Source organism: Pelagihabitans pacificus, from assembly GCF_009371985.2.
GTDB lineage: Bacteria > Bacteroidota > Bacteroidia > Flavobacteriales > Flavobacteriaceae > Pelagihabitans > Pelagihabitans pacificus.
Map to the genome: position 1 here is coordinate 1,148,876 of NZ_VIKU02000001.1, position 14,155 is coordinate 1,163,030.

The 14,155-nt window shown below is 44.6% G+C and carries 17 protein-coding genes; 9 read left to right on the forward strand and 8 right to left on the reverse strand.

Translation table 11 applies throughout. The features are described 5' to 3' along the window. Nucleotides 1–53 precede the first annotated feature (53 nt). Nucleotides 54–980 carry a LysR family transcriptional regulator gene (locus FK220_RS05060; RefSeq protein ID WP_152573174.1) on the reverse strand — a complete coding sequence of 309 codons (927 nt, stop codon included), beginning with the start codon at nt 978–980 and terminating at the stop codon, nt 54–56. Between the two features lie 97 nt (nt 981–1,077). Here FK220_RS05060 and FK220_RS05065 point away from each other — a divergent pair, with 97 nt between their 5' ends. The 6 genes from FK220_RS05065 (at nt 1,078) to FK220_RS05090 (ending at nt 4,902) form a co-directional block, all read left to right on the forward strand. Further along, nucleotides 1,078–1,386 carry a hypothetical protein gene (locus tag FK220_RS05065; protein ID WP_152573175.1) on the forward strand — a complete coding sequence of 103 codons (309 nt, stop codon included), beginning with the start codon at nt 1,078–1,080 and terminating at the stop codon, nt 1,384–1,386. Nucleotides 1,387–1,707: 321 nt separating this feature from the next. After that, complete coding sequence (locus FK220_RS05070; protein ID WP_152573176.1) at nt 1,708–2,010, forward strand: hypothetical protein; 303 nt, start codon at nt 1,708–1,710, stop codon at nt 2,008–2,010. A 13-nt stretch (nt 2,011–2,023) separates the two neighbouring features. Next, a complete protein-coding gene (locus FK220_RS05075; RefSeq protein ID WP_152573177.1) occupies nt 2,024–2,989 on the forward strand; it encodes a sodium-dependent bicarbonate transport family permease in 966 nt (321 codons plus the stop codon). Nucleotides 2,990–3,024: 35 nt separating this feature from the next. Beyond that, complete coding sequence (locus tag FK220_RS05080) at nt 3,025–3,591, forward strand: DNA-3-methyladenine glycosylase I (RefSeq protein WP_152573178.1); 567 nt, start codon at nt 3,025–3,027, stop codon at nt 3,589–3,591. Nucleotides 3,592–3,647: 56 nt separating this feature from the next. Then, nucleotides 3,648–4,229, forward strand: coding sequence for a hypothetical protein (locus tag FK220_RS05085; protein ID WP_152573179.1), 582 nt, complete (start codon nt 3,648–3,650; stop codon nt 4,227–4,229). Continuing rightward, nucleotides 4,216–4,902, forward strand: coding sequence for a DUF2490 domain-containing protein (locus tag FK220_RS05090; protein WP_152573180.1), 687 nt, complete (start codon nt 4,216–4,218; stop codon nt 4,900–4,902). The genes FK220_RS05085 and FK220_RS05090 overlap by 14 nt, the downstream gene beginning before the upstream one ends. Here FK220_RS05090 and aat read toward each other — a convergent pair. The 3 genes from aat to FK220_RS05105 form a co-directional block, all read right to left on the reverse strand. After that, on the reverse strand, nt 4,891–5,526 hold the full coding sequence (gene aat / locus FK220_RS05095) for a leucyl/phenylalanyl-tRNA--protein transferase (RefSeq protein WP_152573655.1): 636 nt from the start codon (nt 5,524–5,526) through the stop codon (nt 4,891–4,893). The two genes, FK220_RS05090 and aat, sit on opposite strands and share 12 nt — an antisense overlap. Before the next feature lie 133 nt (nt 5,527–5,659). Beyond that, complete coding sequence (locus tag FK220_RS05100; protein ID WP_152573181.1) at nt 5,660–6,037, reverse strand: DUF3127 domain-containing protein; 378 nt, start codon at nt 6,035–6,037, stop codon at nt 5,660–5,662. Nucleotides 6,038–6,365: 328 nt separating this feature from the next. After that, a complete protein-coding gene (locus FK220_RS05105) occupies nt 6,366–7,247 on the reverse strand; it encodes a flavin reductase family protein (protein WP_152573656.1) in 882 nt (293 codons plus the stop codon). A 313-nt stretch (nt 7,248–7,560) separates the two neighbouring features. Here FK220_RS05105 and FK220_RS05110 point away from each other — a divergent pair, with 313 nt between their 5' ends. After that, nucleotides 7,561–8,709, forward strand: coding sequence for a sensor histidine kinase (locus tag FK220_RS05110; protein ID WP_152573182.1), 1,149 nt, complete (start codon nt 7,561–7,563; stop codon nt 8,707–8,709). Nucleotides 8,710–8,738: 29 nt separating this feature from the next. Next, nucleotides 8,739–9,095, forward strand: coding sequence for a hypothetical protein (locus FK220_RS05115; protein ID WP_152573183.1), 357 nt, complete (start codon nt 8,739–8,741; stop codon nt 9,093–9,095). Here the strand turns inward: FK220_RS05115 and FK220_RS05120 are convergent. Together FK220_RS05120 and greA are read right to left on the reverse strand one after the other, a co-directional pair. Beyond that, nucleotides 9,082–9,474, reverse strand: a complete 393-nt coding sequence (locus FK220_RS05120; protein WP_152573184.1) for an HIT family protein — start codon at nt 9,472–9,474, stop codon at nt 9,082–9,084. The genes FK220_RS05115 and FK220_RS05120 overlap by 14 nt on opposite strands. A 69-nt stretch (nt 9,475–9,543) precedes the next feature. Beyond that, entirely contained in the window at nt 9,544–10,020 is a 477-nt protein-coding gene (gene greA / locus FK220_RS05125; protein ID WP_152573185.1) for a transcription elongation factor GreA, read from the reverse strand. A gap of 133 nt (nt 10,021–10,153) precedes the next feature. Here greA and FK220_RS05130 point away from each other — a divergent pair, with 133 nt between their 5' ends. Then, complete coding sequence (locus FK220_RS05130; RefSeq protein WP_152573186.1) at nt 10,154–10,591, forward strand: Rieske (2Fe-2S) protein; 438 nt, start codon at nt 10,154–10,156, stop codon at nt 10,589–10,591. Between the two features lie 89 nt (nt 10,592–10,680). Here the strand turns inward: FK220_RS05130 and FK220_RS05135 are convergent, their stop codons facing one another. Next, nucleotides 10,681–11,664 (reverse strand): Gfo/Idh/MocA family protein, encoded by a 984-nt coding sequence (locus tag FK220_RS05135; protein WP_152573187.1) that lies wholly within the window; start codon nt 11,662–11,664, stop codon nt 10,681–10,683. 133 nt (nt 11,665–11,797) lie between these two features. After that, complete coding sequence (locus FK220_RS05140; protein WP_152573188.1) at nt 11,798–14,035, reverse strand: TonB-dependent receptor; 2,238 nt, start codon at nt 14,033–14,035, stop codon at nt 11,798–11,800. Nucleotides 14,036–14,155 lie beyond the last annotated feature (120 nt).

The window sequence follows — 14,155 nt, forward strand, 5'->3', positions numbered from 1 at the left end:
GCGTTACATTCGCAAAAACACGGCCAACGTCCGAGCCTAAAAAGTAAGGGCACTTAACCGATATCTTGGAACCAGTTAAAATGCTCTTGAATTATTTTTTCCTTCTCTCCCTTGATATATTCCAAGAAAGCAGTCGCGACCGGCGAGTGCTTTTTAGAGGAAAGCCATATCAAATTCCAGGTAGTACTAATGGGCAACCCTTGCATCCTGATGATTTGTAGGTCCTTATTCTTCAGGTCATTTTTTATGCCTATCAGCGGCATAATCGAATACCCCAACCCGGCAATAACAGCCTGTTTCACCGCCTCGTTCGAAGTAAGCTCAATTTTTTTCCTTACCGGGAAACCGTGGCCACTTATAAACCGTTCCATGGCATTTCGGGTAGCCGACCCTTGCTCCCTATAGATCAAAGGTAAGGTTTCGAACATTTTTCTCCTGCTGAGCCTACTGTCAATTTTGCGCTTGGTGCCGCCTACAAAAAACAGTTTGTTCTCCATCAGTGCGACCCGTTCGATTTTTAAGTGGGTAGGTAACACGGAAACCAAAGCAAAATCCACTTCGTTTTTTTCCAGGCTCTTGACAACCTTGGCCTTGTTGGTCACATCCATGTTCAAATCGATTCCCTTATTATTGTGCATAAAACTGGATAGAAAATAAGGCATTACATACTTTCCTGTAGAGACTACCGAGATTTTTAATCGCCCCGAAAGCATGCCCTCATACGCCAAGGTCTTATAATTAATAGCTGCCACCTCATCTATGATTTTCTGGGCGGCTACCGCAATTTCCTTACCAAAATCAGTAACAAAAAGCTGTCTTCCGACCACTTCGGTCAGTGGGATGGAGAACTGATCTTGAAAATTTTTCAGCTGAATCGATACCGCAGGTTGGGTCAAAAATAGCTCTTCCGCGGCCTTGGTAATACTCTGTTTTTCGGACACTTTCAGGAACACCTGTAGCTGATGCAACGTGTAATTCATAAATTTTATATATGTTTCTTATAATAAATATAAATAAAATATTATGAAATTAAATACCAAACTTTGCATCGACATAAACTTATAAAATTCAATTTCCATGAAAAATTCCACAGTAGCGCAGGCAGTGAACACCCAACAAAAAATTCAATTGGTAGACGGCACCTTCACCATTTCGGAGGCCAACGATGTCGTAACGGCCTTAATTAATGAAAAAATCAACTTTCACAAATTACAACGCCTATCACTCTGCGAAGGTCTTGCTACCGCCGATACCTTATATCCGGATGGCCGAATAGCGGAGTTGGAACAGGAGAAAAAAATCGCGAAGGCCTTTTTCAAAGAGGTAAGAAATACGGGGGCGACCATAAAAATAAACGGTACGTTAGAAATTTCCGTGGAAAAATAGACCTACTGGTTCCAATACATGATTATCGTTTAAAATATTTGTAACCCACTATTTGACATCAAAATATGCATCAGAAAAAAACACATTTTTTGTTGATTATCGCTGCCTTGCTCTTTGTAGCGTGTATAATCACCTCACACGTACACGACAACCTATTCATGGATCAACTATTAATTTCTACCGGCATTCTCTCGTGTACCTTTATGGTTAAAACCCTTGGTAAAGGATAAAAATGTATCCCCGTACCCTAGTGATGGATTTGATACGGTTTTACGTTGCTACCGACTCGTTCAAACACATTATCAATGACTCGATTTTCGAATGGAAACCAAACATCAATTTACCCTTGTAGAAGGTACATTTAGTCCGGCGGATGCGGCGGATGTACTCTTTTCATTGATTGGCGACAAAATAAAGTTTCATCAGCTGCAAATGTTGGGCGTTCAGAATCTTGCTGGCAAAGACCTCGTTTTGTCACAAAAACGTATCCAATCGCTTACCGAATCTAAAAATCTTTCAAAACAGCTGATTATTAAAGCTAGGGATGAGGGGGTTCATTTACAGATAAATGGGGAAATTTCGATAGCTCTGGTAAAAACTTCCCAAAACCAACTTCCTTCGTAACCTACCGCCATATATGGATTTTAAATTATTGTTGGACAATCTGACCAATCCTGCCCTGCTGTTTTTCTTTTTAGGCGTCTTTGCCGTACAGGTCAAAAGCGATTTGGAAATCCCTGCTAATTCCTCCAAGTTTATTTCCCTGTATTTGATGTTCTCCATTGGTTTCAAAGGGGGCTTGGAACTCTCCCATAGTCATCTGGATATGGAGATTTTTTGGAGTCTGCTCTTTGGTATCTTTTTGGCCTTATTCGTACCCTTATATACGTATTTCATTTTACGCCGTAAGTTTAGCGTTGCCAATTCGGGGGCCATTGCCGCCGCCTATGGGTCGGTAAGCGCCGTGACCTTCGTAACTGCCGTTTCTTTCTTGGAAATTGAACAAATCGATTTTGGCGGACACATGGTCGCCGTTATGGCGTTGATGGAAGCTCCTTCCATAATCATTGGGGTACTGCTCATGTCCTATTTTCAAAAAGAACAGAAAGAAAAGCAAATTTCAATTCGAAGTGTACTACACCATTCGTTGACAAACGGTAGTGTGCTGCTAATTTTAGGTAGCCTTCTAATCGGTTTTCTTGCCAGCGACCAACAGGCAAGGGGAATTGAACCCTTTACCACTGATATCTTCAAAGGATTTTTAGCGGTATTTCTTTTGGATATGGGCATCTCTAGCGGAAAGAAACTGGCAGACTTTCTCAAAAAAGGCTGGTTCGCCTTTCTTTTTGCTGTCATAGTCCCGATCATCAACGGTTCTACTGTCGCATTTATTAGTTCCCTTTTTACCGAGAGCGAAGGCAATCGCTTTTTGTTTGCCATTTTAGCGGCCAGCGCTTCCTACATTGCAGTGCCCGCCGCAATGCGATTGGCCGCCCCGAAAGCGAATCCGAGTTTATACCTTCCCATGGCCCTAGCCATTACCTTTCCCTTCAACATCACCTTGGGCATGCCGCTGTACCTGTACGTCATCCAAGCTTTTTAAATTATTGATTTATCTTTAGGCCCTAAACAATGCTGATGGAGAAACATCGATGTGGCTGGTGCCAGGGCGATTCATTGTATGAGGCCTATCATGACCGGGAATGGGGTGTTCCCGTAATGGACGATGCCACTATTTTCGAATTTCTAATTTTGGAAACCTTTCAAGCAGGACTGAGTTGGATCACCGTGCTGCGCAAAAGGGAAAATTTTAGAAAGGCTTTCGACCATTTTGATTACGGAAAAATAGCAACATACGATCAAGCGAAAATCGATGCCCTATTACAGGATGCCGGCATTATCAGAAATAAACTAAAGATACACGCCACTATTACCAATGCCCAATCATTTATGAGGATACAGGAAGAGTTTGGCAGTTTTAGCAAATACATTTGGGGATTTGTCGATGGAAAACCCATAAAAAACAAGATTAGAAATTATAAAAATGCACCTGCAACCAGCCCTATTTCAGATGCCCTCAGCAAGGATTTAAAAAAACGGGGCTTCAAATTTGTAGGCAGCACCGTGGTATATGCCCATATGCAAGCTACCGGCATGGTAAACGACCATGAAGTAAATTGTTTTCGATACCATGAAGTATCTTAGCTATTTTAGGAATTTGACCGAAAACTGAAGAAGGAAACAAAAAAAGAAGCGACAAAATGAAATTAGCGATACGTTTATTCATACCCTTATTTTTAATTAGTTTTTCAGGCATCGCCCAAAATAAGTATGAGCGGGAACATCGCATCCGAAAAGCACAATTTCCCGAAAAGGCCTTGAGTTATATTTCCGAAAAATTGGTAGGGGCCAAGAAAATACGGTTTTACAAGGAAATTGACAGCACTAAGGTCAGCTATGAGGTCAAGTTTAAAAAAGACCGGCTCCGATACAGTGTGGAGTTCAGTGAGGAAGGCGTTTTGGAAGATGTGGAAATCCTAATAAAGGAGGTAGATATTCCCAACGACACCTTTGCCAGAATCCAACAATATCTCCAAAAAGAATTTACCAAGTACCATATTCGGCGAATGCAGCAGCAATATCCGCTCGGTGGGGATTCACCGGAAACGACTATAAACAATGCTTTTCAAAACTTGATGCTTCCCAGTATCAAATATGAGTTCATAGTAGCTGGAAAACAGGATAAGGAATACCACCAATATGAGGTCTTGTTCGACAACAAAGGCAATTTTGAAAAACTACGAAAATCATTACCCGCCAACTACGATCATGTATTGTATTAGAGGGCTTTTTCTATGGGGTTCCCTTTTAGTGGTCTCATCCCTAATGGCACAAAACAACTACACCGGTTATATAGAGCCCGATATTTCGGTAAACTATGAGGCAGCCACCAATTACGATCATAACTTTAAAATCTCGACACGTACCTATTTTTATGATGAGGGTGCTTATGGCCTCCGCTCCCGCCAAATTGATTTGGTTCATTTTTCTAAGCTGAAGATACGTGTCAACCAAAGCTTGGCAATAGGTCTTCAATACCGGTTCCGGGAACTCTTTGAGAACGACCGGGAAAACGAATTAAGGCTTACCCAACAATACAATGGTACCTCAAAACCATCGGTGATACGTTTCGGGCACCGAGTTCGCTCTGAGCAGCGAATTCAGTCTTCAATTACCATTCACCGCTTTCGATACCGTTTTGCATTGGATTTTCCATTACGGGGGGAACAATTAGACATTGGGGAACCTTATTTGATTGGCTCTACCGAAACCCTTTTAAGCGTGGCTAAAAGTAATCGCCCCCAGTACGACCATCGGTTTACCGTAAGTTTGGGAGCATTACTATCAAAAGAGACCAGGATACAGGCTGGAATGGAATATCGTTTCGAAGATTACATCGGTGGCTCTACACAAGAAGTGTTCTTTATCCTAAGTTCTTTGATCTTATCGTTTTAAATAACTGAGAAATGTAGTCCTGGGCATCTCCTCTGCCCCCAAACTGGCCAAATGTTCCGTATACAATTGGCAATCGATCAACTCGTACTCTCTTTGTTCGAGCTCCTGCGCCAATTTGATAAAAGCAAATTTCGAGGCATTGTCCACTAGGCTGAACATACTTTCCCCACAGAACACGTGTCCCAAATCGATTCCATACAGGCCACCCACCAGTCGGTCACCTTCCCATACCTCAAACGAACAGGCAAGCCCTTTTTCATGGAGGGCGATATAGGCCTTTTTCATGTCATTGGTTATCCAAGTTCCTTGTTGACCCGCACGCTTCACGGTCGCACAATGACTAAGTACCTGCTCAAAACAAGTGTTTTTCGTGAGTCGAAATTGTCCGCTACGCATTACTTTTCGCATGCTTTTGGATATCTTGATCTTAGACGGGAATAATACCATTCTCGGATCCGGACTCCACCACAAAATCAATGAATCCTCATTGAACCAGGGGAATATCCCATTTTGGTAGGCCAATATCAAACGCTCGGGAGAAAGGTCTCCCCCAACAGCCAATAGCCCTTCGGCATTGGCATGCTCCACAGGTGGAAATTCCAGTCGCTCGTTCAGAAAGAACATCGGATTATGCGCCCTATCTTTTTTCAAACCGTTTCTTTATTCTTAAAGATAAACAAATGTAAAAAAGGCCCCAAGGGTTTCAAAAACCTTTGGAGCCTAAATTTCCCATATCTATGGGAGTGTTATCATTTCTTTAAAACGGGAGGTCGTCGTGATCTTCCTCGTTCAGGTTATCAACGGGTTCAAAAGCCTCAGCCGCGGGTACGGGTGGCATTCCTTCCGTCGATTCCGCGGGTTGTAGGCTCTCGATTCGCCATCCCTGTATCGAATTAAAGTATTTTACCTCACCTTGTGGATTTGTCCACTCCCGGCCCCTGAGGTTGATACTTATTTTCACCGGTTGCCCTACCGTGAAATTATTTAACAATTCGGTTTTGTCCTGAACAAACTCTACCATAATATGCTGGGGATATTGTTCCTCGGTGGTCACTACCACTTCTCTTTTTCTAAAACCGTTATTCCCAAAGGTTTGGGTCTCCCCAATCAACTTTATTTTCCCTTCTACTTCCATGACTATGAATTATATGACTAAAATTTTAACTAGCTAAAAATAGCCTTATTCCCATAATTCACCTAAAAAAACCAACACAAGTTATCAAAGGTTATCCCGCTTTGAAATTTCGGCTAAAATGCAGCCAACACCAGATCGATACCCATAGTTTTAAGAAGAACCACTAAAAGATGGGTCATACACGTTCGCAACCAAGTCGGAAACCAGCGAAGATCTTCGAACCCAAAAAGTTGTATCCGTTTCAGATACCCGATCGAAACTTAATGGGATCCGCGTTTGTTAATCTGGTTATTCAAAAAGAAAACGGCATTCTGCCTGGCCGTTTTCCTTATTCTTTTTCCTGGGCCAACAATATCTTCCAAGCCGATAACACCTCGTTCCTATCCAGATAGTCCTTTGCTTTTTGTTCCAATACTTCCCGCCCGCCTGCCCTTAGGATACCGCGTATCTCTATGTTTTCTGCCACAAAATTTTCTACTTCCTGTGGTGTTGGCAGTTGCGCTACGTTGCCAAGGAGACCCAGATCGTTACCGGTGAGGACCTTACTATGCCGTATGTGTTCGGGTATTCGGTCTACCCCGATCCCGATAGTCGAAAGAGGTTTGGGTACTTCAAAAAGTCCTTCCTTTGCCCTACTGTACCAATTACCTCCCATCCGGGCCACTTGATCAATCTTATGCTGGTCGATGCTTCCGTTTTCATCCAGTATCGAGGAATCGATATGTATTTTCAACACTTCCGAGAAAACCAGATTTCCCGCCCCGCCCTGATTCCCGAGGGCTTCGACTTTAGTCACTTTACATTCAAATTGCACCGGTGATTCGGCCACTCGAAAGGGATTTACCGTTTCAGAGGGTAGCATGGTGAGTCCTGCTTTTTTAAACTCATTCTCCCCTTCAGGATATTCGGTACTTGCCAATGACATCTGCTGAACCATGTCGTAGTTGACGATGTTGATGACCACCTCTTTGGTCTCCAACACATTCTCCAAGGTGTGTTTGCCCGTGTTGTCCCGGACCCTTCTTGCAGGGGAAAAGATAAGGATTGGTGGATTGGCACTGAAGACGTTGAAGAAACTAAATGGCGCTAGGTTCGGCCTCCCCTCGCCATCGATCGTGCTGGCAAATGCAATGGGGCGCGGCCCTATCGCTCCTAGTAAATAACCGTGTAATTTAGCGGTTGGCAACTCGTTTGGGGTAATGGAAATCATAGAAACTTTCATATGATAAAGGTACACAATTCACTGCCGGATTTTTCTTTTTTGGCGATGGTATAGTTTGAACATTCAGGCATTTTTCCTGCGTGCCGCTGACAAAGGCTATTGCCTTACCAGGGTCGGGCTGTTTGCTTTTACACCTCGCCCACGGGGCCGAAGGGTAACCGCTACCATCCCTCACGGGGCTTCACGATAGCCCGCAGATGCCGTTGGGCAAACCCTTTGTACCATGTTAGGCCATTTTACGCTATCTTTGAAATATGGCACGGTTCCGTAATTTCAAAACCGTGCCAAAGACAACCTTTGGATGAACTTTAGTCCTAAAAAGAAAGCTTCCAACATCGTTTTATTGATAGCATCATTTGTTATCGTGAGCCTAATTTTGTGGAACACCAATAGTTTCTTTAAAAAGTTCAAGGAAGAGGAGCGGCATAAAATGGAGATATGGGCAACGGCCCATTCCGAACTGTTACAGGCCCCCTTGGATGCCGACCCCGGTGAACTTCCCATCAAAATATTCCAGAACAATACCTCGACCCCCATGATCTTGGTCGATAAGGATGGCGCTACCAAAACGCACAACATGCCCGAGGAAAAGGCCAATGACAAAGAATACATCGATCGTGCCATCGAAAAGTTCAAAAAAGAAAACCAGCCTATCGTCATCGATTATTTAGGAGAGGAACTGGCGACCCTTTATTACGGAAATTCACAGGTACTCAATAAGTTGAAATACTATCCCTTGGCGCTCTTACTGATCATCTTTTTGTTCGGTACGGTCATCTTTTTTTTCTTCAAGACCAACAAGGCTTCCGAGCAGAACAAGCTCTGGGCCGGGATGGCCAAGGAGACGGCCCATCAAATCGGTACGCCCCTTTCTTCCTTATTAGGTTGGAACGAACTGCTGAAGGCCGAGAATATCAACCCGGAAATCACCAAGGAAATCGAAAAGGACATCGCGCGTCTGGAAACCATTACCGAGCGCTTTTCAAAAATAGGCTCGCTTCCCACACTCGAAAAACACGACATTGTTGCCGAGACTAAGAATGCCTTTGATTATTTGAAACATAGGAGCTCCAAGCTTATAAGTTTCTCGTTCAACACGCAAATTGAACGGGCCACGGTACTTTTAAATCCGTCACTATATCAGTGGACCATAGAAAATTTGGTTAAAAATGGTATCGATGCGATGCGGGGAAAAGGAAATATTTCCATTGAAATCGCAAAAGACAATAATTACGTACATATACAGGTATCGGATAGTGGCCATGGCATTCCCAGAAGCGATTATCAAACGATTTTCAATCCTGGGGTCACTACCAAAAAACGTGGCTGGGGGTTGGGACTGTCGCTAGTAAAGCGAATTGTTGAAGAGTACCACAAAGGAAAAGTAAAAGTGTTGTCATCGGGCAAAAGTGGAACCATCATGCAAGTATCGCTTCAGGTTGTGGCGTAAAGCATTGTTTAGTAAGAACCCATTGTAATATGGCAAAAGAGAAATTAGAAGTTATTAGAGAGGCGGAACTTAAGAACAACTGTCCGGAGTGTTTCAACCAGGAACTGGCACTTACTTTCTACCAAAAACACAAATACGGTAAACTGTTTCACAGAACCACCGGTGAGGTAACCCATCAAATCACCTGTAACAAATGTGGATCCCATATTTACCCGGCCAAGTGGACCGATGATATCGAACGAATTTTTGAATACTACCAAAAAATGGTGACCCCCGAAAAGGCGTCGATCAAATTCACCAACTTGTTTTACGGGCTTGTACTATTTCTAGTCGTGCTTGTCGGAGCTGGGACTTATCTGTTTCTGGAAGGAATCATTCAATTTTAGCACGGATTTTTGCTGCCACCGTCTCGAATTCCTCCTTTGTAAGCGACACCTTATGTTGGTAGGTGGCATCCCTCATGTCGTTCAAAGGAATCAAATGCACATGTACATGGGGCACTTCCAACCCGATAACCGAGATTCCTACACGTTTGCAAGGCAGTGCCGCCTCGATGGCCATTCCTATTTTACGAACAAAGGCCATAAGACCCAGGTAAGTAGTTTCGTCCAGGTCCATGATCTTATCCACCTCCTGTTTTGGAATGCAGAGCGTATGGCCTACGGCATTCGGATTGATATCCAAAAACGCAAAAAAGTCCTCGTCCTCGGCAATCTTGTAGCAGGGAATATCCCCTTGGATGATTTTTGTAAAAAGGGTCGGCATTGCACACGGTATGAACAAAAATAAAAAATCCCGCCGTTGGCAGGATTAAATATAAAAAATTAATCGGCCTTACGCCCGGCTAATTTCTAAAATCTCGAACTTGAGCGTGCCATTGGGAACGGTAATCTCCGCTATTTCACCCACGGTTTTTCCCAAGAGACCTTTACCAATTGGGGAATTTACCGAGATTTTTCCGGATTTGAGGTCGGCCTCACTTTCGGCCACCAGCGTGTAGGTCATCTCCATTTTGTTGTTCATATTTTTAAGCTTTACCGTAGAAAGCACCAACACTTTGGAAGTGTCCAACTGCGATTCATCGATCAGTCTGGCATTGGCAAGGGTTTCTTCCATCTTAGATATTTTCAATTCTAAAAGACCTTGGGCTTCCTTGGCCGCATCGTACTCTGCATTCTCAGAAAGATCGCCTTTATCCCGGGCATCGGCGATGGCCTGTGATGCTTTGGGCCGCTCCACATCCCGCAGCTGATTTAGCTCTTCCCTCAACTTTTTAAGCCCTTCCGCTGTATAATAAGATACGTTACTCATACTATCTTCGTTTAATAAATAACAAAATCCCCTACTTCTACGATGCAATGCATGGTTTTTAGTGAGGATTTAACGCAAAGATACATAATTTTTGCTCAATTTTGTTCGAATACACTTAAATAGACCAGGGAGTATGAAACGCATTTGGGGCCTATTATTCATGATATTTCTGTTTTCCTGTGATAATGATAGAGGTACTCGAAATCCGTATCTGCAGGAAATCGGTTTTCGATTCGATTTAAATCTGAGCCTGCCGCTCTATAGCCCCTTGACCAATACAGGCAACGCGGTCTACGTAGGTGCCAATGGGGTAGGTACCCGTGGTGTTTTTGTAATCAATGCCGGCTTTGATCAATTTCGGGCTTTCGAGGCGAGTTGTCCCAACCACCCGCCCAACGATTGTTCTACCATGGAGTTGAACGGACAAACAGCGGTTTGCCCCTGTGAAGACTATGAATACAGTCTGTTTACAGGCCAGCAGTTATCTCGGCCCGATGACGGCAACCGCTACTACGATATGTTGGAATACCGGGCCGTCTTTAACGGCGGGGTGGTGAGTGTTTCCAACTAAGAAGCTAATAGATATAGGTCTTGACCAAGCAGTCCCGGTGAAGATACCCGAGGTATTCCCAAAGATTTTTTAAAACCCAATCGAACAACCTATAAAGTGCCCAAAATGCTGTCCATCACCCAACTCGTGTGTAAACCAGAGGCACCTAAGGAGGGGTGAACGTTTTCCCCCTTTAAATGCCCCACCATGTTTTTTACATGAAATTCTTGTATGTGTCGGGGATGCGCTATTTCCAATTCCTTTATGCCCTGTTGATTTTGAAGTGTCAGTGGCTTGTCATGGAAGATGGCAAAACGAAGGGTCCCTTGACTACCGATGATCTCGACCTCATCGCGATGTTCATGACCCCCGAAATTCCAGCTTCCCTCCCCAGTAATTTCGCCCTGGTGTACCCAACAGCCGGTCACCGCATCCTTGGCAGTGTACAATCCCTGTTGGTTTAGGGCAATACCCTTTGCCGTTTCGATCTCTCCCAACAGGTATACAAATAGATCGAGGCCATGACTGGCCAAATCATCAAAATAGCCGCCCGGGGCTATTCGAACATCGGTACGCCAGTTGTACGTACCACCCTTGTCAAGCTCCGAAGGCGGTTTGACCAATTGCCATCGAACGTGGCGTGGAGTACCTATCTGCCCTTCCCGTAGCCATTCGCGAACCTGTTCAAATCGGGGTAACGATCGGCGATAGTAGGCGACAAATAGGGGCAGCTTTTTTTCATCGAAGGCACGATATATTTCCAAACTGTCCGCATAACTGGGTGCCATTGGTTTTTCTACACAGCAGGGCTTTCCTGCCTCGGCCACTTTCAGGGCATACAGCCTATGGGTATCGGGGGGTGTAGCGATATAGACGGCATCGACCCGGTCGTCATAAATCAAATCCTCGGCATTCGTATAATATATGGGAACCCCATGTCGTTTGGCATAATCGGCGGCCTTTTTACCATCACGGCGCATCACGGCGACCAATTCAAAACCGCTGGCCTGTTGGTAGGCCGGTCCGCTCTTTATCTCGGTGACGTCACCACAACCGATGATTCCCCATCGAATGGTGTTTGACTTTTTATCCATACGGTACAAAAGTATTGATTAAAATCAAAGACCTTGTTTGCTCAACAATAAGATGGTACCTACCTATTCGTAGACGCAGAAACTTTCTCGCCCTTTCTTTGTAAAGGCAGGAATCGAGAAGGTAATTGTTCCCCTAAAATCGAATAGTCGCCCCCAACAAGAAATTCCTTCCTGCTTGAGGATAGTATCCTGCCCCTTCAACGGTCGTGATGGTTCCGGGATCACTGAAGTCGTCATCAAAGGTATAAAAATACCCGTTCGAGATAATGTCCTCGTTCGCCACGTTGTTGATCATCCCCGAGAAGGTAATACTGTCAATAAAGGCATCGATGTTCCAAACGTACTGCACATTGAAGTCGAGCTGGGAGTAGGCCTCCAGAACCGAAGCATCGGAGTCGATATTGCCCATATACTGCTTGCCCACATATTTGGACAGAAAAGAGATATCCAAAGTCTCCCAAGGGGAATAGGTAAACCAATTGCCGATGACCAGCCAAGGGGAGTAGGCGATATTTGTGTTGCCCAAATTCTGCAGTACCCCATCGCGTTGAAAGACGAAATCAATGTTGCGATTATCGCTCACTGCCACATTAGGGCGCCATTGGAATTGGTTACTGAATTCAATGTTCGCATCTACCTCGAGCCCCAGACGGTAACTGTCACCAACGTTGGCCCTCAGAGGCGCCCCTACATCGTTCAGTTCCCCGGTCAACACCAATTGATCTTTGTATCGCATATAATAAAGATTGGTATTTACTTGAAAGCTGGGGGCAACATACCGCCAACCGAGTTCAATATCTTGGAGGCGTTCCGGTTTGGGGCTACCATTCTCGTAATCATTTCGATTGGGTTCCCGATTTGCCACGGCGTAACTTAAATAAAAGTTGTTGTTACGATTTAGGTCGTACGTAAGCCCCGCCTTCGGATTAAAGAAGTTAAAGGTATCATCGACAAGACCTGTCTCGTTTCCGTTGGCCTGATAGCCGACCGTTCGGTACTGCAAGTCACCAAAGAGATTCCATTTACTATCCAGCCTGTAATTAGCCTTGGCATATAGGTTCAAATCGGTCTTTTTCGAGCTGTCATCGTAGTAGCGCTCCCGTAAGTCGTTGCCATTGTTAAACCTGGTCCAGATTACCTCCCCAAAATGGTCGCCTTCGTATTGATTCCATCCTCCCCCCAAAATAAGGTTCAATTTCTCTTGGCTGTAGATGGCGGAAAACACGGTACCGTAGAAATCATTATCCAACCAACGTCTTCTGATGTAATCGGTAGCGGTAATTTCCGTACCGTTCAAGGTAAAGTTTTCACGACCGATAAAGCTTAACTGCGAATCCCCTGAAAAGAGGACGTTGGTGTAGTACCAATCGTCTACATATTCTTCGAAAAAGCCTCTTCCGTGGGTGTAGTGAAGGGCCAGATTGAGGTTCCAAGCATCCGATAGTTGTTCGTTCCACAACAATTGGGCGTGGTCTTGTTTGTAATTATCGACTTGATTTTCATAGAAACCTTCTGAATTTCCTATCGCATCGAATCGGGCCCCGGCAATGTTAAAGGTTCTATTGGTTTCGATATTGCCATCTTCACCGATTGCCGTGATGGTCGCCGCATCAAATCCGTACCATGACTGATAGGTGATTTCATGACCACCGAACAATAAGGCCTTGATCAAAGTATTATCGTCCTTATAGGCCCCTTGTAGAAAATAGGCGTCCAGTTCGGAAGATGCCCGATCGATGTATCCATCGGAGGTAATTCTTGACAAACGGCCCGCTATTTCCACATGGTCATTAAGAAGGCCTGTGCTGAACTTTAGGTTATTTCGTAGCGTATTGAAGCTTCCGATCGAAGAGGAGATTTGTCCGTATGCCTCTTCAGAGACCGCATCGGTCAATAGATTGAGGCTAGCTCCGAACGCCCCGGCCCCATTGGTAGAAGTTCCAACGCCCCTTTGTAACTGCAGACTTTCGGTGGAGGAAGCAAAATCGGGCATGTTTACCCAAAAAGTACCATGCGATTCGGCGTCATTATAAGGTATGCCGTTGATCGTAACATTTACACGGGTTGCATCGCTTCCCCGAACCCGTATACCGGTATAGCCCACCCCGGCCCCGGCATCGGAGGTGGTGACGACCGAGGGTAAGAAATTCATCAGGATCGGAATGTCCTGCCCCAGGTTTCGCGGAGCGAATTCATCTTTTTTAAAATTGGAAAAGGTCACCGGTGTCTCGTTCGTCACCCGAACCGCCGAGACGAAGACTTCGTCAAGTACTACTTGTTTTCCTTCAAGCGAATCGGTAGGTTGCTGGTCTTGGGCCAAGAGACCGGTGCCAAACCCTATAAGGGCAAACAGTATAACAATAGGTTTCATTCGTAAAAAATTTTACGAATAAAAGGGGCTATTATTCCAAGTAAAACATGATTTTCGGCCCACCCAAGGACCTTTGAAATTCCAAAACAGCGTTGTACGCATCCCTTAGCGGCATTACCC

Bases quoted from the DNA above. Each gene is read 5' to 3' on its own strand.
- FK220_RS05115 (WP_152573183.1), top strand. From the start codon at position 8,739: ATGGCAAAAGAGAAATTAGAAGTTATTAGAGAGGCGGAACTTAAGAAC.
- FK220_RS05120 (WP_152573184.1), bottom strand. From the start codon at position 9,474: ATGCCGACCCTTTTTACAAAAATCATCCAAGGGGATATTCCCTGCTAC.
- FK220_RS05070 (WP_152573176.1), top strand. From the start codon at position 1,708: ATGGAAACCAAACATCAATTTACCCTTGTAGAAGGTACATTTAGTCCG.
- FK220_RS05060 (WP_152573174.1), bottom strand. From the start codon at position 980: ATGAATTACACGTTGCATCAGCTACAGGTGTTCCTGAAAGTGTCCGAA.
- FK220_RS05140 (WP_152573188.1), bottom strand. From the start codon at position 14,035: ATGAAACCTATTGTTATACTGTTTGCCCTTATAGGGTTTGGCACCGGT.
- FK220_RS05100 (WP_152573181.1), bottom strand. From the start codon at position 6,037: ATGGAAGTAGAAGGGAAAATAAAGTTGATTGGGGAGACCCAAACCTTT.
- FK220_RS05080 (WP_152573178.1), top strand. From the start codon at position 3,025: ATGGAGAAACATCGATGTGGCTGGTGCCAGGGCGATTCATTGTATGAG.
- FK220_RS05130 (WP_152573186.1), top strand. From the start codon at position 10,154: ATGAAACGCATTTGGGGCCTATTATTCATGATATTTCTGTTTTCCTGT.
- FK220_RS05105 (WP_152573656.1), bottom strand. From the start codon at position 7,247: ATGATTTCCATTACCCCAAACGAGTTGCCAACCGCTAAATTACACGGT.
- FK220_RS05110 (WP_152573182.1), top strand. From the start codon at position 7,561: ATGAACTTTAGTCCTAAAAAGAAAGCTTCCAACATCGTTTTATTGATA.
- FK220_RS05085 (WP_152573179.1), top strand. From the start codon at position 3,648: ATGAAATTAGCGATACGTTTATTCATACCCTTATTTTTAATTAGTTTT.
- aat (WP_152573655.1), bottom strand. From the start codon at position 5,526: ATGTTCTTTCTGAACGAGCGACTGGAATTTCCACCTGTGGAGCATGCC.
- FK220_RS05135 (WP_152573187.1), bottom strand. From the start codon at position 11,664: ATGGATAAAAAGTCAAACACCATTCGATGGGGAATCATCGGTTGTGGT.
- greA (WP_152573185.1), bottom strand. From the start codon at position 10,020: ATGAGTAACGTATCTTATTATACAGCGGAAGGGCTTAAAAAGTTGAGG.
- FK220_RS05075 (WP_152573177.1), top strand. From the start codon at position 2,024: ATGGATTTTAAATTATTGTTGGACAATCTGACCAATCCTGCCCTGCTG.
- FK220_RS05090 (WP_152573180.1), top strand. From the start codon at position 4,216: ATGTATTGTATTAGAGGGCTTTTTCTATGGGGTTCCCTTTTAGTGGTC.
- FK220_RS05065 (WP_152573175.1), top strand. From the start codon at position 1,078: ATGAAAAATTCCACAGTAGCGCAGGCAGTGAACACCCAACAAAAAATT.